The organism is Desulfosporosinus orientis DSM 765, assembly GCF_000235605.1.
GTDB lineage: Bacteria > Bacillota > Desulfitobacteriia > Desulfitobacteriales > Desulfitobacteriaceae > Desulfosporosinus > Desulfosporosinus orientis.
In genome coordinates this window covers 3,231,581-3,258,503 of record NC_016584.1, presented here as the reverse complement: position 1 = coordinate 3,258,503, position 26,923 = coordinate 3,231,581, and the positions used below count along the sequence as shown (strand labels likewise).

The following is a 26,923-nucleotide window of genomic DNA, read 5'->3' as shown; positions in this document are numbered from 1 at the left end:
CCTACATTTTTTTTTAAGCCAGCGAAGAAAGGTTCTCTGACCTTAAAATTGTGAATTAGATTGTTCAGCAACAATGACTTCAACTTTTTGAGCTTGTTAAAAAGATAGCAAATAATCCAATGGTTAATTTTTTAATCAACATTGATTTATTACTGAACATCTGTTTATAATTATAAAAATAAATATAGGTAATGCTCAATAGTTAAATTAATGCCTAATGTTGATTATTGAACAAATCATTAAAAATTGTTAATTATTAAAGGAAGTTTGGTGAAACTCGTGGCTAAAGTGGATAGGCGAATCCTCAAATCTCAAGAAGCAATTAAAAAAGCTATGGTTGAACTAATGTCTATGAAAAATTTTGATGACATTACCATACAGGATATTTCAGACCAGGCAAATGTTAACCGCGGAACTATTTACCTTCATTACTCAGATAAATTTGATCTACTTGATAAGCTCATTCAAGAACATATTAACGAACTTCAGAAAATGTGCGAATCGGCATGTAAATTGGATTTTATAGACGCGACTTTGATCTTCTGCGAATACTTTGATAGCAATTATTCATTCTTTTCCCTGATGTTGGCGAATAAAGGGGCGCCTTATTTTCGTAACCGGTTCCTCGACTTTCTTCTCGAAGAGTTTAGAAAAGAGGCTGATGTAACCAAAGGAAAAAACCAAGGATTAAATGAAGATGTTATCGTTAGGTTTGTTGCGTCAGCCTACGTAGGAGTAGTGGAATGGTGGTTCACGAATGAAAAACCTTTCCCACATCGGGTCTTGGCTGAACAACTGGGGACATTGTTAGATAGAATTCTATAATTATAATGATTGCTTTCGGAACTTTGCTCGTCACACGTAAAAAGCCCCGCAAAAGCGGGGCTGCGAATGTTCAATTCCGAAGAAAATGGAGAAAGGACAAAATGTAATGACATATTTAACATTTATGATTGCCTTGGCTATTCTCTTCTTCTCGGTCTATGGTCAAGACGACGGAGAAAAAAGTACCTGAGAGTACTATACCGCCAGGAGAAAGCGGAAAAGATATACCCCCTGCGACGGAAACGGGATCATCTAAAGAAATTGAAGTATTTTAAAAATTCCACCATGAAGAAAAAGGAGGTTGTAGGTCTGAATTTAATACGACCGTTTCACCAATTTCGGGGTAAATTAGGTTTACTCCTTCTTTTTTTGCCTCTTTTAACGCTCGTTCTATGGAGTCTTTGCGTCAATCCATGTCTAGAAGAGGAAACTGCTGGGACAATGCCCCACAAGAGTCTTTCTTCGGACACATGAAGGATGAATTGGACATAAAAAACTGCAATTCCTTCGAAGAACTGCAACTGGCCATTGATGATTACATGGATTATTACAACAACGACAGATACCAGTGGGAACTGGCAAAGCTTTCACCAAATGAGTATGCAGAATATGTCAGCACCGGTGACTATCCTATCAAAGTATAAACCCAATGTCATCTTCTTATAGATTAAAGCTCGAACTTGCTATGTAAAAGAAAAACGGGGCTTCGCTCCGTGAGTTTATCGCTTTTATTCTCCCAGGAGATAAGTGGAAATGAAGGGGATAAAAATCCCCCAACCATCTCCCGGCAGAACCCTGTCAGGTGCTCAGGTTGCTCTCCAGCAGAGCCCTATCCCCCTGGCAGATAAGAGCCATTTATAGTATTACCAAAACAAAGTCACATTTTACGCCACCCAAAGAGTCATTCTTGTCTTAGTGCATTTCAGATATATCGTTACGAAAGCGTTCCTGATATCTCTTGTCAAGAATTGTCCGCCATTTATCCTTGATGAGTGGTTCCGGCAACATTTCAGGATCCATGATAGTCTGGAAATAGACCGCATATCCAAGGTCGTCGAAATCGTACTTTAGAATCCATTTCAGAACATAAAGCAGATAATCCGTATCAGCCACGAATTCCATCGGTTCTATCATTTGGTTATAAAACCACTGCCATTTGAATTCATCAAGGTTATCACAGTAGCGCCTTACATAGTTAGGCACTTGCGAACCGCACATATATTCCTTGAAAATATCCAACGATCTTATAAACTTTTCCATAAATTATTATAGATATGAGTTTTGAATAAAAGCACTGGAAATTGTATCCGCAGGGATGCAACAACCAGTGCTTTTGTCATATCTCCTCCTTACCAGGAGTGTATATGAAATATCCTCGATTTTATAATGCCCCTTTTTCAAAATGTCCTTGACATGGGGACCACATTAATTTAACTGCACTCCTTATTTTAAGGCTGTTTAACTAACGAAAATGTAACTTGTATGCTACCCGAACCTAAGGCTTTTTCAAGACCTGTTGTATTGTTAATGTGCCCAAGCTTTACATAACTGTATGGAGTATTGAATGTCTTGTAGAAAAGCACAAGACAGTTGTTTCCGTAGAGCATTAAATCACCTTCATTGATCGTGTCAGGGCGAGATGAGGCATCCGCGCGTAGATTACTTGATAAATAATTATACTTTTCATTCCCGTTAAGTTCAGACATATCCACCGATAACGGCAGCTGTTTTACAAACGCTTTTGTCGTCTCGTTATCCTCAAGTGTTGCGGTGAATCTCGTACTTCCGACTGCGATATTCAGAGTAATCATTTTTCCTTCCGCAGTTACCTCCGTCACACTATCAATTTGACTTGTATTGTGTTCATCGGCTGACTTATTTTCAGAAACCGCTGATTTTCCGGAAGGTGTATACCCATTTTTTGTTGCAATATTACTGCATCCTACTAAAGCAAAAATCATTGCAAGAGTAAGAAATAATGGTAGAATTTTTTTCATTCTATCTGTTCCTTCTTATTGTTAAGCCCATGTGTTATCTTGCTTCCATTACGACAAATCACTCTATAGAATACGAAAACCATTTTGTTTTTTTACATTAGCGTTACATTATTTATTCATGTAAAGTGGTAACTCCTTTACAGGTTGCTCTTAAAAAACTCCTCAATCTTATCAAAAGGAATCATGTCTACCTGATCATACAAGTCAATATGGATTGCATCAGGAACAATATACATTTCCTTTGGTTCAGCAGCTGCTTCATAGGCATTCTCACTAAAGAAACGGGAATGTGCATTTTCGCCCATTACAAACAAGATTGGACGAGGTGAAATGGTTGCTATATGGTTCAAAAGCTGATAGTTCATAAAAGGCAAATTGCTGGTTAAAGTAAATCCACCACGGGCATTTGGATGATGTCCTCTCTTCAATCCGTAATAGCTAAAGAATTCTTCTGCGTTAGCTTCAAGTCCTTCTGGTACAGCGTCAACAGGACTTTCAGGGAAGGTTGGAATATAGGCAGGTTTGCCGTTTTCAAAGTCTTCCCAACGCTGCTGTGCCAACTGCTCCATTTGTGTAGCCATCATTTCCGGTGGGAATAAGTCTCTGAAGGCACTAATGTCATACATACTGGAGGTTGCTATTGCCTTGATGCGTACATCCATTGCTGCAGCTGAGAGAGCAAATCCACCACTTCCACAGATACCTAACGCACCGATTTTATTACGATCGACAAATCGGCGTGAGCCAAGGAAATCCACACCTGCACTAAAATCCTCAGAAAAAATTTCAGGAGAAGAAGTGTGACGAGGTTCTCCGCCGCTTTCTCCGTTATAAGAAGCATCAAAGGTCAATACAACGAAACCTCTCTGTGCCAACTGATTTGCATAGACACCGGGACCCTGTTCCTTTACACCACCGTAAGGGGCTCCAATTACCAGTGCAGGGTACTTTTTCTCTGCGTCCATATGCTTTGAAGTATATAAATCACCTACCAGTGTGATTCCATATCTGTTTCTGTATGACACAGAAGTTCGGTTAACGTTTTCACTTAATTCAAAAGTATAGTATTCAGACATATAAAATTCCTCACTTTCTTTTTACTGCACATTGGGTCAGGAGTCGTGAGAGTTCTACCCAATATAATGCTACTAATATTCCGGATAATTTTTCAATCTACCTTAGGTTTTATTCCTTTCTGCAAATCCTAAATTGCCTTCCTCCATTGATTAGAAATATTACTTGTGTTACACTTTGGCTATTGAGTTCGATACAATACTACAACTTAAAGTTAACTTTAAGTCAATACATTTTTTCAAATAAGCATAAATTATTTTGGAGGAAATCTAAATGATTTATACAGTCGGCGAAATAGCAAAGAAGCTTAATGTGACTGCTTCAACCTTAAGGTACTATGATAAAGAAGGCTTGCTTCCGTTTGTGGAACGCTCCAGTGGCGGAATACGTATGTTCAAGGATGAAGACATGTTAGGGTTAAGAATTATTGAATGCCTTAAAAAAACGGGCATGCCAATCAAGGACATCAAACATTTCATGGATTGCTGCATCGAGGGCGATTCCACTATTGAAGAACGTCTTTCCATTATAAAGTCACAGCGAGATGCTGTTATTCTGCAGATGAAAGAATTGCATGAAATGCTCGGCATGCTCAATTATAAGTGCTGGTATTATGAAACCGCTAAAGAAGCAGGCACCTGCGCTGTTCACGATGATATACGAATTGAGAATGTTCCCGAGGAATATCATAAGTTTCTAAACGAAAAATAATGATATTAAATAGAAACAAAGATTCGCATACTTAGCTTGAAAAATAGAGTTAACTTTAGGCAATACTATTTTCAAAAACAATGCAAAATTATGATCATTGGTAGCTGGAACTGAAGATATTCTTTAACTAAAAAAATAGAGAATTGCGTTTCTGCATAACAAAACAACCGCTAAGTATTTCATAACTGTATATATGAAATACTAACGGTTGTTTAAATTTTCATTTTTGCCGTTAAAGTTTCTCCAATTTAACCAATTAACCTCATTAACCTTCATTATCCATAGACTGGCTATTACTGGATTTAGTGATGTCGACCATAGTGTCATTTGACTCGCTATCCGTTGCACTCTTAAACTCTTTGATACCTTGACCTAAGGAACGCCCCAGCTCCGGAAGCTTTCCCGGTCCAAAAATAACAAGAGCAATAACTAAGACGATTCCCGCAGTCATTGGTGTTATAAATCCAAATGTATACATAATATATAGCCTCCTAATTATAATTGAGACAGTAATAATTAACGAAAACAATTCTTTATAGATTAAAAGGAGATTAGTTTAATACAGTAATGTGCCTGGCTAAATATGCAGATTCATTAACTCGTCAATAATCTCTTTATCTATCTTTATAAACTCGTGGACTAACACTGCAATTTGAGGATAAATATAATGTGTTCTCGATTCCTGAATCACCTCAGCAAAATCGCCAATCCAAACGAGCAAGTGTTCTTCAAGAAATGCCTTTTGATCAGTCAAAAGATTCTTAACTTCTAGCATATTTGCGTTATCAAAGCTTTCCATCGTCGATTTAGCTAACCGCCCCATAAAATCTAGTTCAAACGCAATGTGGTCATCCGCCTCATGAGGATAATTAGCGGGAAGAAAATGATATTTAAGAAACTTTTGTCGCACTTTTAAAGTGCTTTCCTGGAAGATTAGCCGCTCCTTTGTTAGATAGACAGATTCCCAAGGAGGAGCTGGGAGCTTATTTGGTCCAATCATTAAATAGGTATATTCGCTTATTATTTTTTCCAGAGTTCCCTCTGGGTCTCTATTAAGGGCCTGTTTTAATTCCGCAACTAATGTCAAATAAGCTTTATAAGCATCCGTTTGAGGTTGAGCTTCATGATGATCATTCTCGTCAGCAAGTAATAGGTCTAGAACCTCTTGAGTATGCTCATTTATTAAAAGTTCAAGCAATGCCCTGCTTGGTTCATGACCAAAAATATGCTGACATAATTCATAGAGGTAACGACGGTTTGCAAGAACAATGGCAATTTCATCGTTTTGTGTCGTCATATACAGTCCCGCCTTTTTGAAAATTTTTATCTTACCCAAAATTGATATGAGTCACAATAAGAAGAGCTAAGATAATTGTCATTAAGATATGGCTAAAATATACGGATTTACGTTTTATATTTAAACTCCTTAATGTGACATTTGTATCTAAACCCGTTAAAAGTACTATAATCATGATTACTGTGGCGATTAAGCCGGTAATTATATAACTTACGGAAAAATTATCTACTCCTTGAAACCATAAAAAAATATAGAAGAAGCTGTGATAAATAATGAGCATATACATTATCCAACCTAAGCCCCTATGACATATTTCAAAGATCCTTTTCGTCTTGCTTCGAGTTTCCGGATTTTTAATGATCTCTAAAAACAATGTTTTAATTACACTTAGAATTAGTAATAAAGCTATGATAAAACATGCTATACCGCCTGCCTGTTTTGCAAAGTAATTAAAGTTGAAAACTAAAACGATACTAGATAAACAAGCGAAATAAATAATTTTCTGATAGGAATGTTGTAAAAAACGAGATAACTCGCTCATAAGTCACCTCCCTACTTAAATAGCTAATGAAAAAAATGTATTATTGGGAACACCCTTTAAGGGTGCTCCCTTAAAATTTGACTGACTTATAAGAGCAGCTTAACCGATACCCATTGTTACTGCGCTAGCATAGAACAAATAACGACCCAACAATTCTCCGGCAAGAAGGATCAGAAAAGCTGCATAGAAAGCTGAAATAGGAAGTACAACGGCTTCATTTTTACTTTTTTTATATAACACAATGACAAAGAGAAAGGCACCGACTATCCCAAGCACCCCATGTAAAATGAGTTGTACGATATAAACACTTAAGAGAAGGTGAGCCGAAGTTTGTGCCGCACCTATTCCTGATTTAAGATTCGTTATATCAACTACAACGAAAATCAACTGAATAACGACTGCCGCTAGAACTACAAATGAGAGTTGGAATAATAATTTTACGACATCTTTTTCGAGTTTAGCTCCCTTCGCTGAATAACCTATTAACGTCGCCGTAGTAATGGACCCTAACACGAGTGTGGTAGCAAAGAAAGCTATAAACGTGTCAAGAGATGACCAAGCGGGTACACTGGCAAAATGGTAAATACTTGCCATGCTAAATATCGCCATTATACCAACAATAGCCGTAATCCAGCCAACTAAATTAGCGGCATTTGCTTTACGATGATTCAGATAATAAGCTGCAATCCAGAGAAACATAAATAATCCACTGAAAAGAATCTCACGACTTAACCATGATGAGCCAAGGTTAGCAATCGTCCCGTAGGCAAAAATTGGTTTACCTAGGTGAAATAATGAAAGCAATAATGCAATGGCAACGAGTGGACCGACAAGCATGATTGCAGGTCCAGTTAGCTGGGCTCCAAGATTCTGATTTATTTTTTTTGAAATTAGTTGTCTTAGGGTCAGGGCGACTACCCAGGTTCCCACGGCTAATTGTGTTAACAATGTGAAAATGATTAATGGTCCTTCTCCGCTTATTATCATAGCCAAACCTCCTTTTAATGTGCTTTTTAGTGTCTTTAACTAGAGAACAACTTCTTTATATTTGGGATCTAGCGAGCAATCCTTTGGATTGATTAAAACCGAGGGTTTGGTGATTGTAGAAGAAGGTAATATCGGTAAATCTTTTACAAGTTTTTGACCATGTTTAGCGGCAAGTTCGTCGAGATCACCAAATTCAAGACAACGCATAATACAAGCATCAACACAAGCGGGATTTTGGCCAGCATCACGCAGATCCTTACAGCCTGTGCACTTATTTACTTGACCAATTGCTTCTATAAATTGAGGTACACCATACGGGCAGTTCCAGGTACAGTATTTACAACCGACGCATTTATTTAAATCAGGCTGAACTGTTCCATCCTCAGCATAATGCATTGCACCAGTAGGACAGCCTTTAACACATCTTGCATCCGTACAATGATTACAAGCTCCAGAGAAGTGATACCTTTTGGCATTAGGATAAACACCGGTCTCAAAACTTCGAACCTTGCGGAAATTAGTGCCTGCTTCGAGGTTATTTTTATCTGTGCAGGCAGCTTGGCAAGTATGACAGCCAATACACATATTAGCATCAAAATAAAATCCTAAACTCACTTTTCTTAACCTCCTTTATCTTAGAGTTTGACAATTTTGAGAGGCCGCAAATAGTCGGGTTGAAGTGCGGGACCGTTGTATTTCTTAAAGTTAACTAAGTTGGTATTATAACCGGAACTACCTATCCCGGCGGCGACAGGCGCACAAAGCACATTCTCGGTGCCTCCATGATCAATACCGGTTTCCTCATCTAAATCCAGCCAGCTGCCATGAGGTATAGAAACAACACCCGGCATAATCGTATCCATAACAGAAGCCAGACGCAAAATCTTGCCATATTGGTTATAGATTAGCACTGTATCTCTATTTTTAATCCCTTTTTCTGCAGCATCCTGCGCATTAATAAAGACAGGATTGCGCGCCATTTCTCTTAGCACGGCAATATTATCATAGATAGTGTGCGACCGTCTGAAGTAGTGCGGGGTAAACATCTGATAAGGGTATTCCCCTTTCACCTTGTTCTTCCAATCCTTGAAGCTTTGTTCATAGCCATTTAAGGGTTCAATATAGTCGGGATAAGGTTTTACTTTGCTTCGCCCAATAATATTGATTTTATCCGCTTTTGCTTGACAATAGATTTCGAATTTGCCGCTCTTCGAACCAAGGCGATTTTTTTCGGGATCCTGGATATAATCAGCATATTTGATATGCCCGTACGGATCTCCCTCGTAGCGTTCCACTTGGTATTGCCCTTGCTTCATCAGCTCTTTGAGACCGATTCTACCCTGTTGGGTCTTCCCTTTAACGCCCCATTTCTGTCCCCATTCGGCAAGATCTTCTTCAGTGATCGTTGCTAAGGTCTCCATTCCGGTACCATCTTTCTTGATCACCGTTGCATTAGCGATAAAATCGAAATACCGCTGCTCTTGCGACCGAGGATAGAGTACTTTTGGATCAACGCCTAAATATTTACACAATGCTTCACCAATCTCTTGGTCACTTTTCGCTTCATAGAGAGGCTCAATGACCCTTGATGGGAAAAATGAAACTTCCCTGTTCTGGGCGTAACTCAGGAAGAGGTAAGCACTTTGTCTCTCCCACTGGGTCGTAATGGGTAATACGATATCTGAATATTGGGCACTGGCGTTCAAGGAAAACGCCAAGGAAAAGACAAAGTCAACCTTGCGATGAGCTTCAATGCCCTTCATTACACCCATATTCGTTTGCAGTGTATTTCTAAATACATGAGCGATCACATGGATATCAATATCTCGCTCTTCGACATCAGTTTTGAAAGGATCCTCCAGATTTCCGGTACGTTTGTATTTTCCTTTAAGAACTGCGTCCCACAAGTCGGCACCCGTGATGATATCATCAACAGGGTTCTTAAGAGGGTTAACTATCCCAAACCAATCCGTTTTAACTAAGTTAGGCCCATCATTTCCTGATTGACCTTGCCGACAATCACCGCAAGAATGGCCTGGTTTGCCAAAATGCCCCCCCATAGCTGCGGTAGTCATTAAAATTTGCCCTAAATTCTCCGAATTATTGCAGCGGGCAGCAGCAAAGCTATGCAATATGGAAACCTTTTTATCCATTCGCATTTCCCTGGCATAATAGACAATATCCTCTACAGGAGTGCCGCAGATTTCGCTTGCCCATTCTGGCGTTTTAGGCTGTCCGTCATATTTGCCCAGCAAATAGTCCTTCAAATTTTCATTGATTGTGACATCAGCCGGCATATGATCCGAGTCGAAGCCCACCGTGTACTTGTAAAGGAACTCCCAGTCAATGATCGGATTACTTACAGGATTATCTTCTTTGAGCATGGTATAGGCCACCGCAAGCAAAAAGGCCGTATCCGTACCCGGACGCACGCGAATCCATTTAGCATCGAGTTGGCTGGCCGAATTATTATATTCGGGGCCTACAAAGATAAATTGAACTCCCCTTTTTTTTGCATTCCAATAATGGTAAGAGGGACTGCCCAATGAAGCCCAGGAAGGATTACAGGCATAAAGAACAACCGTATCAGCCTTGCGCAGATCAAAACGATCATTGGAAGTATGGTCATCCCTCATAGGAATACCCATTGTAGGCGCTACATAATAAGTTCCCCAGGATGCATCATCATGGACTGTGGTACAACCGCCATTGGCAAAGAGTGCAGGATAGAAATCGCCCATAAATGGTGAAGGATCTTCCCAACCGGCACACAAAATTGAGCGGGCGCCATATTTTTCTTTGGCTTTTTTCAATTCAGCAGCCACGTAGCCTAGGGCTTCATCCCAGGAAATCCGTTCCCATTCATCTTTTCCGCGCAGAGACTTATCGCCGCCACCTGGCTGCCAATGCTTACGCTTCATGGGGTATTTCAAACGGTCTGCGCCGAATACATGTCTTCGCTGGGAGCGCCCGCGCAAGCAAGCTCTTTGCTGTGGATAATCAGGGCTGTCCGGATGAGTATCATCGGTTTTTTGGCGGACAACGATATTATCTACCACCAGAGCTACATTTTTACAACCTCCGCCGCAGTTATGCCAACAGGCAGCCGGTATCCATGTTCCCTCCTTATTGGCAGCCGCAGTCTCAACGTTCGTTCCTCCAGTCGTGAGAACACTGCCGCAACCCGTAAGCGCTAATCCCGCTGTACTTGCCGCCGTGGCTGCTAAGAAAGTTCGGCGGCTTATTTTTTTCTCGGCAATTTTATCGAAGAGATTTGCCATAAATTTTCCCTACCTCCTTGAGAATTCAAAGTTCTCACATACTAGTTGAGCAACTATAAGCAGGCACTGCTTGTGCTAATCGTAACATTTAAAATCGCAGTGCCTCAATCTTAAATGATACACTTAGTACCGTTGTTCACTAACACGTTGTTGCCCAAGGATTCTAATCAGTACGATTTAATTATATAAGCCTTATAAATTATTAAAACGTTTACATGCACAAACATGAACCTCATTTGTTGTGCTTGATTACATTCATGCGTGTAGATACGCTGACAAATCCGCCGCTCACTACGCCATAATGGCTAAGGGCTTTCTTATTTATTAGCTTCTTTTATGAAATATCTTTTCTTCGCTTTCGGTGGATAAAAGCGTATGGATGGTTTCGTGAGATTCATACTAGGAAAACCCGGCAGGACTTTTACTGTTTCAGAAGGCTTTATCTCATTTAGATCCCCTACATTCAAGGCACCTGTTGTACATGCTTCAACGCAAGCAGGAGGTAAACCGTAATCCTGCCTCGGATAACACATTTGACAACGAGAAACTTTATTAGTCTCTGGATTAAACTTTGGAGCATTATAGGGACATGCTCCAATACAAAGCCGGCAACCGTTACATAAAGAAGAATCAATTTCTACAATACCATCTCTCCTTTTGGTAAACGCATGTTCCGGGCAGACCCTAAAGCATTCTGGACTCTCACAGTGGTTACAGGACTGGGAAAGGTACATTCCCGGTGACAGCTTCATTACTTGTCGCCAATGAATCTCAGCAGGAGTATGATTTTCATTACGGCAGGCCATCTCACAGGCTCGGCAGCCAATACAGAGATCAGCATTAAAGAGAAAGCCCATTCTTTTAAACATTATTTTGCACCTTCCTAAGACTTACCCGGCAGTCGTAATAAGGGACGCTTTGGCCACTCACGACTTTTTCTTTAATGAGACGATTCACCGAAAACTGCCCGCTTTGCTCGGTTACTATGATCCCTTTGAGTAAATTAGGATTAATTTTTGCATATCCTCTCATTCGGCCATTTTCATTATAAATTTCAACTAAAGACCCTTCACAGATGTTATGCCGCAGAGCTGTTTCTTCAGCAAGTTCAATAACCGGATCCTTCTCGGAGTTAAGCCAAGGCAAAGTCTCATATTGCGAGTGGAATTTTAGCAAAGATTGAGGGGTTAGAAGCTTGTATAGATGGTTTAAAGTAGTTATAGCTCCCTTAAACACTTCAAATTGCGGTGAAGGAAAATGATATCTCCAAGTGGGAGAGATAGGCTCTTTTTTTCTTTTATGGGGCTTGAATTTTAACTCACTGGCATTTTCTAAAGCATAGAGATCTTTGACTTGGGGGGAAATCTCCTCTTCAATCCATTGACTAGGCTCTTTGTCCGCAGGGAAATTAGAAAACCCAGGGTAAATCGAGTTTAATTTTTGAGTAAGTTCACGCGCAATCTGTAGATCGCTTTTAGCCTCATAGAAAGCGGGAAGGGATTTCTCGTTAATGGAAAGCAAGTGATGCCAAAAGCTTAGATGCAAATCTTCCTCCTCAAAAAAGGAGCTCGCCGGGAGCAACAGATCGGATTGCTCCGCTGTTCGCGTAAGGTAAAGATCAACAGTAATGACTAACTCCATTTGCTTGAGCAAGGCGTTCCAATTGCGAAGATTATAATCTTGTGCTAGTGGATTAGCACAAGATATCCAAAGCATCTTCAACGGAGGATCACGAAGTTCAAGAGCCTGCTGAGCATAATCATTTATGGGAATTTCTCGTATTATGGTATTGGTAGTCGTCGTGGTTGAGACTTGCTGAGTAAGTGCACGAGGAAAGTCAAGGATATGGTGATGACGAAAATAAAGTCCACCGCCTGAAGAGGTAAGATTTCCGGTAAGAGCAACGAGTGCGCTAATGGCCTTAACTGCTTCTCCCCCGTAGCGGTTACGTAAAATACCTAGCCCAATCCAATTTGCTGCGGGTCGGAGATTCGCATATAATTCAGCAAGCTCTTCAATGGCCGTTAAAGAAACTCCGGTACGATTGTGTACTTCATCTAAGTCAATTTGGCAAAGTCTCTGGACGAAGTGTTCCCATCCAACGGTTTTTAGTCTAAGGAATTCTTGGTCCATTCGGAAGCTATCAAAAAGTATTTTAGAGACTCCCCAAGCCAGCCAGGCATCCGTTCCCGGTTTAATCTGAATATAGAGATCAGACCTTTCAGCTGTTTGGCTAAAGACTGGATCAATTACAACTAACGGGGTATCCTTTTTCCTTGCCTGGTGTATAAACCTCATTTGATTTACATTAGTAATCGCAGGATTGGCCCCCCAGAGTACAATTAAACTTGAATTAGCCATTTCTTCTGGATCAGGGCTATCAAGTTCGCCAAGGGTTTTTCGAAGGGCTATATCTCCAGTTATGGAACAACTATCTCCTACGGGGCGGGTATGAGCACCGAGGCCTGCAAACATCCCTTCTACGGCGTGGTGCAAAAGCCCCATGTTTCCCGTTCCTTTAAAATAACCTAAAGCTAGATTAGAAGCGTAACGTTTATTTAATTCGAAAATCTTATCCGAAATGATCTGGTAAGCTTGGTCCCATGATATGTGCCGCCATTCACCGGATCCTCTCCGTACTTGTCTCATCGGGTACTTTAAACGGTATTCATCAAAAGGATACTGTAATAAAGCATACCCTTTGGCACAAAGTCGTCCTTGTGTATAGCTGTGCTCAGGGTCCCCTAAGACTTTCGTTATTTTTCCTCCATTTAAATGAGAGATTATGCCGCAGGAGCCATAACAATTTCGAGGGCAAGTATTTCGATAAACAGGCATATCCAGCACCGACCTTAGATTAAAATAGGATTAAAATTTATGAAGTCTGCGAATTGTAAATGCTGCACTCATGTTTAGGCGAGTATCCATGTCATCAAGGTAACACCCCAGGATTGTTTCGATTTTGTTTAAACGGTTCCGTAATGTGTTTCGATGAATAAATAGTTCTTGAGCCGTTTTATTTACATCAAATTGGTTCATCGTGAAAGTTTCTAAGGTTTCAAGTAGGCCATCTTCCATTTCTTCAGAATTTGACAGCTTTCCAAGGACATGATCATGGTATTCTTTTAGATCTTGGAGATCATGCTTATAAAGAATTCGCTCCAAGCCCAGATCGCTAAAGAAAGGGATTTCAATCCCTAGAAGCTTCCCCATATCTAAGGCAACTTTAGCCTCTTGGTAACTTCGAAATAGATTAATCGCTTCTTTATAGGTTTGACCTACCCCACAGCAAACCCGATGAGCTAATTCAGTATTTTCAATCTTAACAAGTATATCTTTCATTAAAGAAGAAATTTCCAGGTTTTGTTCTGAGTCTTTTTCCGTTTTAAAAGGAATTAGTACTATGAATTCATTGCGATTCACTGTTGTCGCCGGATTTCTAAAATATTTATCAATGATTACCCTATCCACAGTCCTTTGAAGAATATCCATCAGATGCCAATCTGGTGAATAATGCTCCAGCTCACAGATGACCATCGTTAGAACGGCTTGCGGTTTTCTCAAATCCCAGCCCCAAACTCGACCCATTTGAATAATTTCTTCGTTTCGTTTCAGGTTTCCGTATAACAGATCGTAAAAGAAAGCATTCTTAGTCTTGTGCTTTTCCTGCTTCAGTTCCAACTGATTCTGTAAATGAGTTGCATATAGAGACGTAGCACTTTCCATCAAAGATTGATAAGCTTCAAAGTCGGGATCGTCTTTGTCAAAAAGTAGAAAGACATATCCTATAACACGACCGTTAGGGGCAATTGCCCACCCTGCTGCTTTTATTCGCAAAGATTTTGTGGCTATTGTACAGAGAAAGAGCTTCTCATTTCCTTTTGGACCATTTATTTCAACGTGAAATGAGTCAAGATCTGGGTGAAGAAAGGTAGTACTTAATGTCTCATAAGAGGGAGTAGCGATCAAGATCGGTACATTTAACAACTCCCCTAAGGTACAGGTAAGAGCATCTAACCCTAATCCAGAAGCCTTAAGTAGTTCTCGCAAAGTATGAGAAATTGAAAAATCCTTATTTATATTTGACATTTTGCGATTTGTCATCCTTTCTGGTCAATCGCCGCATGAACTCCGTCATTATTCTTTTCATGGTTTTTCATCCTGCTTGATGTTTTTGATAACGGTTGCCGGCACACCGCCAACTACTGTGTTTTCAGGGACATCTCTTGTTACGACAGCACCAGCGGCTATAATGGCCCCATCGCCAATCATTACACCGGGAAGAATGGTTGCGTTCGCGCCAATCCAGACATTTTTACCAATGACAATGGGCGCCGGGTGTAGATCATCTCGCTTCTCTGGAGCAAAGCCGTGGTTGAGGGTGGCCAGCACCACATTATGCCCAATCAAAGCTCCATCCCCGATGATAATGCCGGCCTGATCCTGAAATCTACAGCCGGAATTGATGAATACATTTTTCCCTATAGTGATGTTTTTCCCGCAATCGGTAGAAAAGGGCGGAAACATAGCAAAGGTTTCATCCACTGGCTTGCCGGTCAGCCGGGACATCAAGCTGCGGATTTCTTCCGGCGTGTGGTAAGAGCCGTTCAGCTCTGCCGTGATTTCCAGTGCCTCTTGGCTCATTCTGTGCATAAATAGGTGTATTTTCGAACCACCGATCACGGTTTCGCCACGGTTTAGATGTTCCAAATATTCATTGAGATCCATTGTTTTTCTCCTCTTTGTAATCAATTCAGTTTCTCAGCAAAATCAGCCAGCGCCTCCGAATTTTCTTATGCCTTATTGACCGGCAAGTTCTTTATCCAATGTTGTGGTCACTGTACTGATGATAATGACTATATAATAAATCAGGATATCACAAATACCAAATACATATATGATATACATTCACATACTTAAAAGATATATGAAAATGTGATAATATATAATCACAGGAGGTACGATATGGATATAAGAGTTTTACAATACTTCCTCGCAGTTGCGCGGGAGCAAAGTATAAGCGGGGCTGCGGAACAACTGAATATGACGCAGCCTCCATTGTCTCGGACGCTGAAAGAGCTTGAAGAAGAATTGGGCAAGACGCTGTTTATCAGAGGCAATCGAAAGATCACATTAACTGACGAGGGCATGATTCTCCGTAAAAGGGCCGAAGAAATGCTGAACTTACTGGAAAAGACGAAGGCTGAAATCAGAGCATCCAACGAAGAGATTAACGGAGACATTTATTTCGGCGGTGGTGAATCAGAAGGTATGCGCTTTCTGGTCAAGGTCATGAAACAGGTTCGACAAGACTACCCCAAAATTCGCTATCACATCTTTAGCGGAAACTCTTATGATGTGACGGAGCGGCTGGATAAAGGGCTGATTGACTTTGGCACGCTGTTTGAGCCTGTGGCTCTCAACAAATACGACCATCTGCGCCTGCCCGGTGCGGATACATGGGGGTTGCTGATGCGGAAAGACTCAGCACTGGCAGAGCTGGATAACATCAGGCCAGAGAATTTGAAAGGAATCCCACTTCTCTGCTCCAAGCAATTGTTAAACGAGAATGGGTTGTCGGGATGGCTCGGATACGACTATGAAAAGTTAAATGTGGTCGCCACATATAATCTGATTAATACTCCAAGGCTAATGGTGGAGGAGGGGATCGGGAGCGCAATCTGTTTCGACCGTCTCTTCAACATCCCACCTGAAAGCAATCTGTGTTTCCGACCGCTCGAACCGAGGCTTGAGGCTGGCGTGTCCCTTGTATGGAAAAAGTATCAGGCATTTTCCAAAGCCGCAGAGGTCTTTTTAGCGAGGGTGCAGGCTGCCCTATCTGTGGCCGATTAAAATGGCAACAGCTGGGCCTGTTTCCAAGCGAGTTTAGGCCACTGGTTGGAACGTGATGAAACTGACAGATTTCTGAATATTTGCAAGCCCTACAATCCGCCCGTCCCTTTTAAAGAAGCATTTTAGTTTTATTGAATGAAAAAACAAAGCTGGCTGACAGTCTATCCCAAGACTGCAGCCAGCTTTCTCATATTGTGGGCCATACAATGTAGTCCCCACTCCAGTTTGACCTAATCTATTCCTTTGAGGATAAATCGTCGCACACCAAAATTAGCTTTTATATCTCCAAAGACACTTTCTAGCTCTACGGGGCTTAAGCTTCGCATTTTCAGTCAGTATTCGCTGATTTGAGTTCCCAATAAACTCTTTTTAGGTTAAGCTTAGTCTTTTCTAGTAGCAATTTCATTTTGCATTATAACAAGGTTATGAGGTGTAATTTAATAGGTTAAATACGTAAGAAAAGCAAACATCATATCTTCATCTCATGCTCGGTTTTGGCTCCTAATATTTAAATGCGGGTCTAGACCAAGAGTGAAAAGAAGTAATGATGCATTTAACATGACAATATAGTTTCTAACGGAAAGGGCTATAGCAAACTCTAACAAGTAGTAGTGCTATAGCCCTTTAAGATGCTATCTATTTCACCAAGAGTAGAAATAACTTTAAAGCATTTAAACCAAGAAAATTCCGAGCCGATGCTGCAAAGGATCATTGGCATAGCTCGCTAGAAACAAAACAGAGGCGTTAATGAGGTAGCGAGCAAAAAACAATTGAAATACGAGATAGTAGCCAGACTCTTATGGAAGCATTAATGGTTTCAGGTGTTTCTTTGGATTCGATCTGGGGGGAAAGGGACTTGTGGTAAATGCAAGGCTTGAGTCCTGAACGGGCAAGTAACGGATCGAAATGGAAGCCCAGCTAAAGCTGAAAAAGATGATTCATACTTAGCCTGCCAGGTTTATCAGTGAGCCAATTGACATCGGGAGTACAACAGTGCAGGAATGCTCGTGGTTATGAATAGCGGGGAAATGATAGTGACGACAAATTCCTCATCCCAGAGACCGGTGAGCAGTATTTTAGTAACTGATGAAAGCCGGTAAAAATCGGTCTGTGCGTATAGCAATGCTTTTTTGATAAAAGATGGTACCCATAGCCCAGTGTGCCTAGTTAAAAATAACTGCAGCTGTATAACTAATTCCTTAGCTCTTTCGAAATGGCCCTCTTGCCAGGATTCAGCCTCTAAAAGGGCCAGCCGTTGTTGATAGTCCAGTTCTACCCCAATATAGTCCAATCTTTCATGGTTTTCAGGTGAAATGTCTAATCGACCCCGGCTCCGCCGTATTCTTCATCTACATCCGTACAAAGATATCCGTAGTCTCCAAATTTTTTCCATATTTCACGTGGTACGGCCCGCTGTACGGCTCCAAAGCCAAGACCATAAATAAAACCGGCCAAACAAAATTTTCCCATCTGCCGAGATACGCAGATTCGGGGCGGAATGTTTCCTGCCTGTCCCATCTAAGACATTTTAATCGCCGGAGGCCATTGACTTATGCTTTTGGCCATGTTCTCCAGGAAGGATTTGAGCTGCTTGCGCAGTCTCTCCTTCATCTCTTTATCCTTCCTGGTCAGCACGGTCAACAACAGCGTGAGCTGGTCGAAGGAACGGTGAATATTGCTGTGGTGAAATTCAAACAGGGATTCCGCCTGCCTGGTATAGTATTCGGGATCGGCGTTTTCAAATCCGGAGGCCGTAAATTCGGGAAACTCGGGCACCGGGAAATCGGTAGCGACGAACACGGGAGCAGAGGTGCGCGTACGGGCGGAGCGGGCTTTGGCAGGTGCCGCTTCTGGGGCGGCAGGTTTCACAGGCGCTGATTCCGGGGCAGAGGGTCCCGCCGTTTCGGAGGCTTGGGGGGATTCAGCGTCTGCGGCGGGTATGGAAGGACCTGCAGTTTGGAGGCTTTGGGCGGCCGCCGGCACTGCTTCTTTTGGGCTCTCGTCCGAATTCGCCTCTTTCCTCCCGGCTCTCCTCCGTTCTGTCCGGAATTTTGACGTTGCCTCTTCCACCCGCTTCTCCAGGCTCCGGACCTGATCGGCAAGGTCGCTGATTTTAGCGATCATGATGTTCAACACTTTTTCCAGGTCGTCGATCTTCTGCAGGGCCTGGTCGAGTTTTGGCAAAAACGGGGAGTGCTCCCCGTCTCCGTCAGCCACAGCAACTCCCACGGCCCGCTTAAGCTCGCGGGAAGACATGTTCCCGACATCGTTGTGGGCGATAAAGTCTGCCCGCAGTTCTTCCGGGACGTCAAGAAGAATGAGGGCGTTGGTGTAGGTCAAATTAGACAGCGCTGACCAATTTGGATCGCCTTCAAGATCAGGGGAAACGCCATAGGCTTCATAAAGCTGAATCAGCCGCCCGGCTGAACGCTGGGAATAACGGACGGACTCCGCCAGCCATTGGCCCCATTCCCCGTGCTTGATCAGGGCCTTGGCTTCCTTCAGGCGCCCGCCGATCTCAATGGCGTTAGTCAGCAGAGTCCTTCCGGTCTGATGGTTGAGTGTGTTTATTTCAGCCGCGATAATCCGCGGGGTGCGTTCCGCTGTGGGAGTCATCCGCGCATCAATCCTTCCTGGTTGCTTTCTACACAATATGTATCCAGGTTTAAGAAGGTGCGGGCTTGCCAAGGAAACCCCGGCAGAAACAGCAGACCCCAAGAATGGCGGCCGCTTGAAATTCCTTTCAGGCGGTCGCCATTTTTCGGTTTGATTTATTCAATTTGAGGTATGGACTGGGCTTTTACAGGGTTTGCGCTGATTTCAAAACAATTTAAGCGACAGGCGGGTCGAAAATATCCTCAGTTACTGTTTCTATGATTTTAGCATCGCGTTTGGCGACGAGGCCGCCGTCGGAAAGATCAAAATAAATCTTTTCGATAAGGAGATCCATGACCTGCTCAACCTCCGCCTGCGTCAGGTCCGCCCTTGGCGAGGGCAACGTCATGGTGAACGTGCCTCCGTCAGCCACGGTGAAAACGAGGCGAATAACTTTCTGGGTTGCAATGGGCATGGATAATCACTTTTTTGTGAGTAAAAGCCGGCCCATGCTTCATTATATGAACTTGTCTGGAAAGGGTGACAAACCCAAAAGCAAAAGAAAGTTTCTTCGCATTCTTCTATCTCGCTGTATAAGTTAAACTTGTTTTCCACATTATTGTTATGAGGGGTCCCGCAGATTGGACAAAATTATTAAGCATGTGTTCTGTCCAAGAATTAACGGAAAAGTTCAAGAATCTTGCAGTATAAAATGTTGGCTTTTATATTCCCGAATGGGACGTTGTGTTGTATTTAGCACAAACAACTTAAAAACACCGTGTATCAAACTCAGAAGAAATGAATCGTTAGACAGTCTCATCACGGTGTGAAGCGAAGAGTGTAACTATACAAGACGCTGCTACCAGCAAGCCATATCCAATCGCTATTTGAAACAAGCCGAACATACCGGAAAGCCGCCCCACAATCAGGTTCGGAACCGCGGCACCGCTGTAGGACAAAAGATAAATCGTCGAAAGCACACCGGCCCTGTCTTGCTGACCGGTTTTAACCAGCAGTCTTCGCATACTTCCGGTAAATGCAGTTCCTTGTGCTATTCCCGCCAATACACTTACTGTAAGAAAAAGGATAACAGAACCAACATTCAGTGCGGCAAGAATTGCGACCACACACATGAAAAATGCACAAATGCCTATACGCTGAGCTGTTTTCGGTTGTAGACGGCCAACCAGCAAACTGCCGATAGCGTTAGGCGCCATCAGGCAGGCAAATACCGCTGCTGCTGTCAGTGTATTCGTTGTATGCAGGTGCTCCGCCGCGATGAGGCTCCAAACGCAACTGCTAAGGAGCAGGCTGCTCCTATGAAGCCTATTGTTTTTCGTTTCCGCATTGCAGCGGCAGTTGGTGTAGAATCATTATTTAAAGCCATTTTCATCATCCTTTTCTTTTTTAAACTGATAAGGTTTATAAATATAAATAATACTAATATTTACATTTATTTTTTATTTATAATTTTGCTGTTGCTATTAAATCGTGGTCCCTATTCTCAAGTACTTGATTTAGAAGGACGATTTTACCGACTATTTGTTTTCAACAGTCTGAAAGTTCTTTAAAGAACCGATATGAATTAGTCGTCTATCAACTCAAAGGTAACTTCCGCATCCCCGGTTTCATTGAAAATCTCAACTCCGCTGTCGATCTGTCCTACGTGCTGCATACTGAACTGCTCACCGTCCTGCTTATACATAATGACGAAGCTGTGGCGGGGTGGCCAATAGATAATTTCACCCAACTGGAAATTGCGCGTCTGCACCTCGTTTGCAGGGAGTTCGTCGGTGAAGCGATAGCACATTTCGCGGCCATACAGATCCATCATGGGCAGCGTCAAGGGAAGTTTTTTTATCAGGGCTTGCGTCGTTGCATTGTTATCCAGTGCAGCGGTCAGTTCCTGGCCGCTGACGGTGATCCTTACTTTAATTTCAGAAGTCTCCATATTTGTCGGTTCCTCACTTTCTGTCGGTTTTGCAGGAGACGGAGTCTGAGAATCAGGAGCAGTACTGGGCCTTGCTGTTTCTGCCGGCTGTGTAGGAGCCAGAGTCGGGGGATTCGGTGGCTTTGCTGTTTCCGCCGGTTGTGTAAGAGCCGGAGCCGAGGTGTCAGTCGCAGTACTCGGCCTTGTCGTCCCGGAATTTTCCGGACTGCTGGTTACCAGCGCATCAGAGGCGCTTTCCTGAATACCGGGTGTTTCTGACGGAACAGAAGTATTGATATCTGCCGTCTCCGTGTCATCAATTGCAGATACTTCCGTTTCCTGCCCGCTCTCTGTATTATCAATGATCGTTAGGGATTCAGATGAATTGTTTTGGGGAGCAGCCTTATTGCTGCTGCAAGCAGAAAGGGAAATCAATAAGGCCGCAGCAAATATCCATACACAAAGTCGTTTCATATCTTGTGTTCCTCCTTATTCCTTATGTTTTCGTTATGGGATATATCGGCTGCCTAAGCCATGTAGCTCGGGCAACCAATATGGATTACTCATCCGGCAGCTCAAACGTCACGTTCACATCCCCCATTCCGTCAAAAATATCAACGCCGGAATCGATATGGCCGATGTGCTGACGGGTGAATTCTTCTCCGTTCTGCTTATACAGGATCACAAAGCTATGACGCAGCGGCCAATAAGCCAAGTCTCCCACTGCATATCCATCTGATCGCAGGCTGTCCGTGGGCAGCTCGTCAGGGAAACGGTAGCACATTTCCCGCCCATATAAGTCCAGCATGGGCAGTGTTAATGGCAGCTTTTCAATCAAGGCCCGAGAGGTCGAACTCTCTTGAGTCAGTTCTGCCGGATCGTTTTGGAATAATCTGCCATAGTGTCTTTGACATCCTTTGCCATCATCCCGAATTCATCCTGCGTGATGCCATAGTCGGACATCTTGAGATTTGCTACGCCGCAGTCCTCTTGGAGTTTTGCCAGCATGGTAATAAAGTCCATCGGCTCCTTTGCGTTTTTCATGCCCATTACCTGTGCCATACGTACAAAACGGCCGCTGCAGACATGTTTGCCGATAAAGTGCTCATAGTACGCTTTGGAAATCATGATAAGACCTGCGCCATGGGGAAGCTCCTAATGATAGGCAGAAATGGCGTGTTCAAGGGAGTGCTCGCTGGTACAGCCGCTAATGGTCATCACCGCACCGGAGAGTGTACTGGCAAACGCCACCTTTTTCCTTGCTTCCATATTCTTTCCGTCCTCTACAGCGCGCGGCAGATATTCCGCCACATTTTCGATGGCGGTCAAAGCATACAAATCGCCCATGGGATTCGCGCGGTTCGAGATATAACATTCCAGGCTGTGGAACAGTGCATCGAACCCCTGATAAGCGGTGAACTTTGGCGGCACTGTTTGCATAAGTTCAGGATCAACGACAGCCAGCACTGGGAACAGAGCCGGGTTGCCGAATCCGGTTTTCTCATGGGTTTCCTCGTTTGTGATCACACAGGCCGCATCCGTTTCAGAACCGGTGCCTGCCGTGGTGGTAATCGCAATAATAGGCAGGGGCTTATTTGCCAGCGGCCTGCCCTTTCCTGTACCGGAGCCAATATAATCCCAATAATCGCCGTCATTCGTCGCCATCACCGCGATGGCCTTGGCCGCGTCCAGCACACTGCCGCCGCCCAATGCTACAATAAAATTACAATTGTTCTCACGGACAAAAGCTGCGCCTGCCATAACCGTGGATTTCAGCGGGTTGGCTTGTACTTTATCAAATACGGTAGTGTCCACACCTGCCGCATGAAGCTGAGCCTCGGTCCGTTCCAGATAGCCGTTTATTCTTGTGGTTTTTCCGTTGGATATAATGATTAGCGCCTTATTTCCCGGCATGGCCTGTTTGTGTAATTCGTTCAGCATGCCTGCACCAAACAAAGTGCGGGTAGGAACATACATGTTGTAGATCATGGAATTTCCCCCTTCTCACTGTTCAAATGAAAGTGTGAACCTTACATTGATAGTCAAAATAACAAGTGGTATAATAATCTTAAACTTGAGAGTTAACTCTAAGTCAAGAGATTTTTGATAATTTTTATGTTATTTTTTGCCTATGAGCTTGTTTATTGTGCTTTTGGAGGATGGAAATGCATTACACCGTAGCGGAAACTGCCAGAAAACTAAATGTTTCACCTCATACGCTGCGTTTTTATTCCAAGGAAGGTCTGTTGCCTTTTGTTGATCGCAGCGAGGGTGGAATTCGTTTATTCAAAGAGGAAGATTTCAGTTGGCTTTTCATTATCGACTGTTTGAAAAAAACCGGATTGTCTATTAAAGGCATCCAGCAATTCATTAAGTGGGCTATGGAAGGTGATACGACCATCGAGCAACGTTTAGAGATGTTTAAAGAACGTCAGGAAGCAGTGGAACAGCAAATCAAGGAGCTGCAGGATGCTCTTGAGGTCATTAAGTATAAACGCTGGCGTTATGAAATATCGAAGGAAGCCGGAACCACCGCCATACATGACAAAATGAAACCGGAAGATATTCCGGAAGATATTCGGAAAATCAAAGAGAAAATCGAAAGACTATACCATTTTACGGAATGAGACTGTAAAGCAAAAATGGTCTTAATAAATTGAATGGGCCACATAAGCACTTACAACTTAAAGTTCATGATCATGACTTCTTCTATGAATACCCTATCTCACCACCTGCTAGTACACAAAAATGAAGCGAGTGAGCTCATGTCACTTTGCTTCATTTTCTTGAGTCGGCCTTTTTTTACTTTAATATATTTTTAAAGATATAGAAAAAATGTATTAAACGTTTGTTTGAAATATAACCATTAAGAATCCATTTAATAAAAAGATACTTGGTGTTAAATGAGTACTTTCTTTTTATGATTATGATTTTTTTATTCCTTTTATTAACTTTCTGGTATAATACTAACGTATAGAATTTATCTTGTTAAGTAGGTACTTTATTGTGCCATAGTATCTCTTTTGATACTGCTATTACGAGGTGATTAGATGACAAATAATTTAAAGAAACATGATGACTGTTTTATGAATGATAAATGTTTGAAGTATGATTCTTGTCCCTTGGCTCTGGTCCAGCGTCTCCTGTCAGGTAAAAGAAAAATCATGATTTTGTGGTATCTAAGCAACAAAGTATTAAGATTTAGTGGTATAAAGAGAAGGTTACCTGATGTGACTCAAAAAATGCTTAAAATCCAATTTCAGCAGTAGGGTTCCAGTATAGAATTATTAGAGATTTAACATGTGTGATAGGACTTTTACAGATGCTTTGCGGGCATCTGCTTTTGTGTTGCTCAAAATTCAAAAACACCTGTGTTTTCTATGTCATTCCGTGTATGCGACAACCCCAGCGGTATCACTTTTCTACCGCTGGGGTTTCTCATGAGCTTAACTTAATGACATTGACTCAAAGGGGAGCATATCATTTTCCTCATATCGGAAATCTATATTACACAACTTCAAACCATTGAGCATATTAAGGCCTCCCTTGTTGTGGGAGGTTTTTTTAGATTCTTTAACTCACTGCCAGTCCCACCTTGAAACGCGCGTTTCAAAGTGGGACTGGCTAACCCTGCCTCTGCGAGATGCTGGCCTAAATCATCACACAAGTGTCCGAGGTAAGTCATCGGACCTCGGCTAATTTCGGACAGACATTAGCACTACAGGAACTGCTATGCAAGTCTTAATTTAACAAGAGAATGATACACCATTACACGCTTCGAACATTAACTCTGGTTTCATAATAGGGTGTTCCGTCCCCCACCTTTGATACTAAGCCCCTGGTCAGTTCATTAATGTTACGGCCAGCCTGGCCCCAGCCTCCTCTTGGAATTACCACCAGGTCTTTTCTTTGCTCACCATCAAATTCAGCAATGCAGCGGATGGCTCCGAACTGATTTTCGACGATACATACTTTCCCTTCTACTAAACCAAGTTTTAAGCCCTCTTCCGCGTTGATTTTTACGGGAAGAAGGGTTGTTTGCTCTTCTAAGGAAAGTTCGGAACACAGCCAATCTTTCGGGGCAATCGACATAAGCTGATATTTATAGTCTAAATCTCTTCCTTCCGGCAGTTCAAAGTCCTTCATTAATTGAAACTTGCCCGTTGAGGTAGGAAAGTGTTTATCCAGATAGGGAACTTTAGGAGTGTCCGGATTATAGGCGCCCCCGTTGAATATTTGCTGCAAGGAAATACCGCGTTCCAAGGTGGGCTTCATGATTATCTCCAGCCACTCGTCCAAAGGTTTCACATATTCTGGGGCAAAATCAAAGCGCTTTCCTAGTTCCATAAATATCTCAAAATCTGATTTGCATTCGCCAAGGGGTGGGATGGCTGGATTAATTGGTCCAATTAAACTATGCCCATATGAAGCTGCGATGTCTTTTTCCTCTAAAAATGTTGTAACTGGCAAAAAAATATCCGCCAGTATACCCGTATCATCCAGGAAGTGGCCTGCTGCTACTAAAAAAGGGACTTCTGAAAGAGCCTCCTTGGTTCGGTTGGCATTGGGAAGCATTGAAACCGGATTTCCTGCCGTTATCATTGCCATTTCAATTTTGGGACTCGCATTTTTCAGTTCTTCACCCAGCAGCTGCATATAGAATCTTCTTCTTTTGGGCTGTAGTTCGTCTCCCCATATACTCCAATCATAGGGCGCATACTCCTCAAACCCTTGACTGACTCCTCCCCCGGCTACACCGATAGAACCCGCTGCTGCTCCTAAGGCGTCGATAGCGCGCAGGGTTGTGTGGGCGTATTCCCAGCGGTGCAATCCCCAGCCCAGTACAAAAGCTGTGGGCTTCATTTCCTTCAGCACCTCAGCTACTGCAAAGATTTGTTCTGATGGGACATTACACAAGGCCGCATATTCCTCTGCCGTGCGGGAATAAACAATCCGTTTATAGGCTTCATAGTTAAGACAATGATTCTGCAAAAAATCATTGTCTGCAACACCTTCGTCATGTAAAATTCTGGACAATGCAAGGGCCAGATAAGCATCTGTTCCCGGCTTGGGCTTAAGATGAAGGGTACAAAGGGGAGCTGTTTGGGTATTCACAGGATCAATTAAGACCACTTTTCCCTTCCGGGCCTTAATATTTTCAATCATAGGTACCAGGTTGACCCCGGTAGCGACAGGATTTCTGCCCCATAAAATCATGGAATTACTATTTTCATAATCCTTTAGATCATGGGATATTCTCGTGCCAAAATCTAAATTCTGAGAGCTCTCACCTGTTCCGCCGCAGATAGTTCCCTTGGTAACCGTTGTCTTGCCTAATAGATTAAAAAATCGTTTGTTGACCAGTTTAAGTGCGGTTCTGGCCCCAAATCCCTGATAATAAAGAATGGACTCCGGGGATTTGGTTTGGCATATTTCCTTGATTTTCCCCGCTATCTCATCGAGGGCTTCTTCCCATGATATGCGTATGAATTTTCCCTGGACCTTTTTTAAAGGATAAGTGATCCTCTCGCGATGATAAACACGTTCTAAGTAGTGATTGCACTTCACACAGGTTCTTCCGTTATTCAGAGGATGTTCTTTATTTCCGGTCAGCTTCACAACCCGATCATTTTCAACCCAGGCTAAAATGCCGCAGCTATTGGGACAGTCTCTTGTACAGGTTGTTTTTACGATTTTTTTCTCCATCCTCTTCAACCTTCCTTTCTATATATTATATACAAGGGTTATTCGGTTGCCGCAAATACCTTGCGCTTCAGCTAAAGGAATGTCTGGATTACTTTGTCAATGAGATGATTTGCCGCAACTATGCCC

At 42.5% G+C, this 26,923-nt stretch carries 27 protein-coding genes and 3 pseudogenes; 7 read left to right on the top strand and 23 right to left on the bottom strand.

The annotated features are described in order from the left end of the window. The first annotated feature begins 246 nt into the window (after positions 1–246). Positions 247–825 carry a TetR/AcrR family transcriptional regulator gene (locus DESOR_RS15200; protein ID WP_242832331.1) on the top strand — a complete coding sequence of 193 codons (579 nt, stop codon included), beginning with the start codon at positions 247–249 and terminating at the stop codon, positions 823–825. Between the two features lie 398 nt (positions 826–1,223). Next, positions 1,224–1,469 (top strand): annotated as a pseudogene (locus tag DESOR_RS28145) (IS3 family transposase); the annotation flags it as partial. Positions 1,470–1,737: 268 nt separating this feature from the next. Here the strand turns inward: DESOR_RS28145 and DESOR_RS15190 are convergent. The 3 genes from DESOR_RS15190 to DESOR_RS15180 all read right to left on the bottom strand — a co-directional run bounded on the left by DESOR_RS15190 (position 1,738) and on the right by DESOR_RS15180 (position 3,898). Further along, positions 1,738–1,959 (bottom strand): hypothetical protein, encoded by a 222-nt coding sequence (locus DESOR_RS15190; protein WP_242832330.1) that lies wholly within the window; start codon positions 1,957–1,959, stop codon positions 1,738–1,740. Between the two features lie 314 nt (positions 1,960–2,273). Further along, positions 2,274–2,822: a cyclophilin-like fold protein gene (locus DESOR_RS15185; protein ID WP_014185466.1), complete on the bottom strand. Its 549-nt coding sequence runs from the start codon at positions 2,820–2,822 to the stop codon at positions 2,274–2,276. Positions 2,823–2,959: 137 nt separating this feature from the next. Beyond that, entirely contained in the window at positions 2,960–3,898 is a 939-nt protein-coding gene (locus DESOR_RS15180; RefSeq protein WP_014185465.1) for an alpha/beta hydrolase, read from the bottom strand. Positions 3,899–4,169: 271 nt separating this feature from the next. On the opposite strand from DESOR_RS15180, the gene DESOR_RS15175 reads away from it, so the two are divergent. Further along, positions 4,170–4,607 carry a MerR family transcriptional regulator gene (locus DESOR_RS15175; RefSeq protein WP_014185464.1) on the top strand — a complete coding sequence of 146 codons (438 nt, stop codon included), beginning with the start codon at positions 4,170–4,172 and terminating at the stop codon, positions 4,605–4,607. A gap of 265 nt (positions 4,608–4,872) precedes the next feature. Here DESOR_RS15175 and DESOR_RS15170 read toward each other — a convergent pair whose 3' ends face one another. From DESOR_RS15170 to DESOR_RS15125, 10 genes are all read right to left on the bottom strand, one after another. Further along, a complete protein-coding gene (locus DESOR_RS15170; RefSeq protein WP_014185463.1) occupies positions 4,873–5,085 on the bottom strand; it encodes a twin-arginine translocase TatA/TatE family subunit in 213 nt (70 codons plus the stop codon). Between the two features lie 99 nt (positions 5,086–5,184). Continuing rightward, on the bottom strand, positions 5,185–5,904 hold the full coding sequence (locus tag DESOR_RS15165) for a TorD/DmsD family molecular chaperone (RefSeq protein ID WP_014185462.1): 720 nt from the start codon (positions 5,902–5,904) through the stop codon (positions 5,185–5,187). A 31-nt stretch (positions 5,905–5,935) separates the two neighbouring features. After that, positions 5,936–6,445 (bottom strand): ferric reductase-like transmembrane domain-containing protein, encoded by a 510-nt coding sequence (locus DESOR_RS15160; protein ID WP_014185461.1) that lies wholly within the window; start codon positions 6,443–6,445, stop codon positions 5,936–5,938. 99 nt (positions 6,446–6,544) lie between these two features. After that, positions 6,545–7,432, bottom strand: coding sequence for a dimethyl sulfoxide reductase anchor subunit family protein (locus DESOR_RS15155; protein WP_014185460.1), 888 nt, complete (start codon positions 7,430–7,432; stop codon positions 6,545–6,547). Positions 7,433–7,471: 39 nt separating this feature from the next. Then, positions 7,472–8,047 (bottom strand): 4Fe-4S dicluster domain-containing protein, encoded by a 576-nt coding sequence (locus DESOR_RS15150; protein WP_014185459.1) that lies wholly within the window; start codon positions 8,045–8,047, stop codon positions 7,472–7,474. A gap of 20 nt (positions 8,048–8,067) precedes the next feature. After that, entirely contained in the window at positions 8,068–10,713 is a 2,646-nt protein-coding gene (locus DESOR_RS15145) for a molybdopterin-dependent oxidoreductase (RefSeq protein WP_014185458.1), read from the bottom strand. Between the two features lie 317 nt (positions 10,714–11,030). After that, on the bottom strand, positions 11,031–11,582 hold the full coding sequence (locus DESOR_RS15140) for a 4Fe-4S dicluster domain-containing protein (protein ID WP_014185457.1): 552 nt from the start codon (positions 11,580–11,582) through the stop codon (positions 11,031–11,033). Beyond that, on the bottom strand, positions 11,575–13,551 hold the full coding sequence (locus tag DESOR_RS15135) for a molybdopterin-dependent oxidoreductase (RefSeq protein WP_014185456.1): 1,977 nt from the start codon (positions 13,549–13,551) through the stop codon (positions 11,575–11,577). The genes DESOR_RS15140 and DESOR_RS15135 overlap by 8 nt, the downstream gene beginning before the upstream one ends. A gap of 30 nt (positions 13,552–13,581) precedes the next feature. After that, on the bottom strand, positions 13,582–14,802 hold the full coding sequence (locus DESOR_RS15130) for a PucR family transcriptional regulator (protein WP_014185455.1): 1,221 nt from the start codon (positions 14,800–14,802) through the stop codon (positions 13,582–13,584). A 57-nt stretch (positions 14,803–14,859) separates the two neighbouring features. Continuing rightward, positions 14,860–15,441: a DapH/DapD/GlmU-related protein gene (locus DESOR_RS15125; protein WP_014185454.1), complete on the bottom strand. Its 582-nt coding sequence runs from the start codon at positions 15,439–15,441 to the stop codon at positions 14,860–14,862. Positions 15,442–15,678: 237 nt separating this feature from the next. Here DESOR_RS15125 and DESOR_RS15120 point away from each other — a divergent pair, with 237 nt between their 5' ends. Further along, entirely contained in the window at positions 15,679–16,566 is an 888-nt protein-coding gene (locus DESOR_RS15120; RefSeq protein WP_014185453.1) for a LysR family transcriptional regulator, read from the top strand. A 161-nt stretch (positions 16,567–16,727) separates the two neighbouring features. Here the strand turns inward: DESOR_RS15120 and DESOR_RS31035 are convergent. The 6 genes and pseudogenes from DESOR_RS31035 to DESOR_RS15095 form a co-directional block, all read right to left on the bottom strand. Then, positions 16,728–16,898, bottom strand: a pseudogene (locus tag DESOR_RS31035) (transposase); the annotation flags it as partial. A gap of 629 nt (positions 16,899–17,527) precedes the next feature. Next, positions 17,528–17,881: a molecular chaperone TorD family protein gene (locus DESOR_RS15115; RefSeq protein ID WP_282434421.1), complete on the bottom strand. Its 354-nt coding sequence runs from the start codon at positions 17,879–17,881 to the stop codon at positions 17,528–17,530. Between the two features lie 2 nt (positions 17,882–17,883). Next, positions 17,884–18,036: an acyl-CoA dehydrogenase family protein gene (locus DESOR_RS15110; RefSeq protein WP_242832329.1), complete on the bottom strand. Its 153-nt coding sequence runs from the start codon at positions 18,034–18,036 to the stop codon at positions 17,884–17,886. Between the two features lie 48 nt (positions 18,037–18,084). Further along, positions 18,085–19,182 carry a DUF3102 domain-containing protein gene (locus DESOR_RS15105; protein ID WP_014185452.1) on the bottom strand — a complete coding sequence of 366 codons (1,098 nt, stop codon included), beginning with the start codon at positions 19,180–19,182 and terminating at the stop codon, positions 18,085–18,087. Positions 19,183–19,396: 214 nt separating this feature from the next. Beyond that, a complete protein-coding gene (locus DESOR_RS15100) occupies positions 19,397–19,636 on the bottom strand; it encodes a DUF2922 domain-containing protein (RefSeq protein ID WP_014185451.1) in 240 nt (79 codons plus the stop codon). Between the two features lie 331 nt (positions 19,637–19,967). Then, positions 19,968–20,378 (bottom strand): MFS transporter, encoded by a 411-nt coding sequence (locus DESOR_RS15095; protein WP_052304315.1) that lies wholly within the window; start codon positions 20,376–20,378, stop codon positions 19,968–19,970. Between the two features lie 42 nt (positions 20,379–20,420). Between DESOR_RS15095 and DESOR_RS15090 the strand changes: the two genes are divergently transcribed. After that, a complete protein-coding gene (locus tag DESOR_RS15090; protein WP_042331276.1) occupies positions 20,421–20,732 on the top strand; it encodes a hypothetical protein in 312 nt (103 codons plus the stop codon). Between the two features lie 14 nt (positions 20,733–20,746). Here the strand turns inward: DESOR_RS15090 and DESOR_RS30340 are convergent, their stop codons facing one another. The 3 genes and pseudogenes from DESOR_RS30340 to DESOR_RS15075 all read right to left on the bottom strand — a co-directional run. Then, the gene (locus tag DESOR_RS30340; RefSeq protein ID WP_014185449.1) at positions 20,747–21,565 is read right to left on the bottom strand and encodes a cyclophilin-like fold protein; all 819 of its coding nucleotides are present in this window, start codon (positions 21,563–21,565) and stop codon (positions 20,747–20,749) included. Between the two features lie 85 nt (positions 21,566–21,650). Further along, on the bottom strand, positions 21,651–21,929 hold the full coding sequence (locus DESOR_RS15080; RefSeq protein ID WP_242832328.1) for a cyclophilin-like fold protein: 279 nt from the start codon (positions 21,927–21,929) through the stop codon (positions 21,651–21,653). Between the two features lie 18 nt (positions 21,930–21,947). Beyond that, positions 21,948–23,080: pseudogene (locus DESOR_RS15075) on the bottom strand (iron-containing alcohol dehydrogenase); the annotation flags it as partial. Positions 23,081–23,256: 176 nt separating this feature from the next. Between DESOR_RS15075 and DESOR_RS15070 the strand changes: the two are divergent. Together DESOR_RS15070 and DESOR_RS30640 are read left to right on the top strand one after the other, a co-directional pair. Further along, positions 23,257–23,718 carry a MerR family transcriptional regulator gene (locus DESOR_RS15070; protein ID WP_014185448.1) on the top strand — a complete coding sequence of 154 codons (462 nt, stop codon included), beginning with the start codon at positions 23,257–23,259 and terminating at the stop codon, positions 23,716–23,718. 423 nt (positions 23,719–24,141) lie between these two features. Then, positions 24,142–24,360 carry a winged helix-turn-helix transcriptional regulator gene (locus DESOR_RS30640; protein ID WP_014185447.1) on the top strand — a complete coding sequence of 73 codons (219 nt, stop codon included), beginning with the start codon at positions 24,142–24,144 and terminating at the stop codon, positions 24,358–24,360. A gap of 499 nt (positions 24,361–24,859) precedes the next feature. Here DESOR_RS30640 and DESOR_RS15060 read toward each other — a convergent pair whose 3' ends face one another. Further along, entirely contained in the window at positions 24,860–26,797 is a 1,938-nt protein-coding gene (locus DESOR_RS15060; RefSeq protein WP_014185446.1) for a molybdopterin-containing oxidoreductase family protein, read from the bottom strand. Positions 26,798–26,923 lie beyond the last annotated feature (126 nt).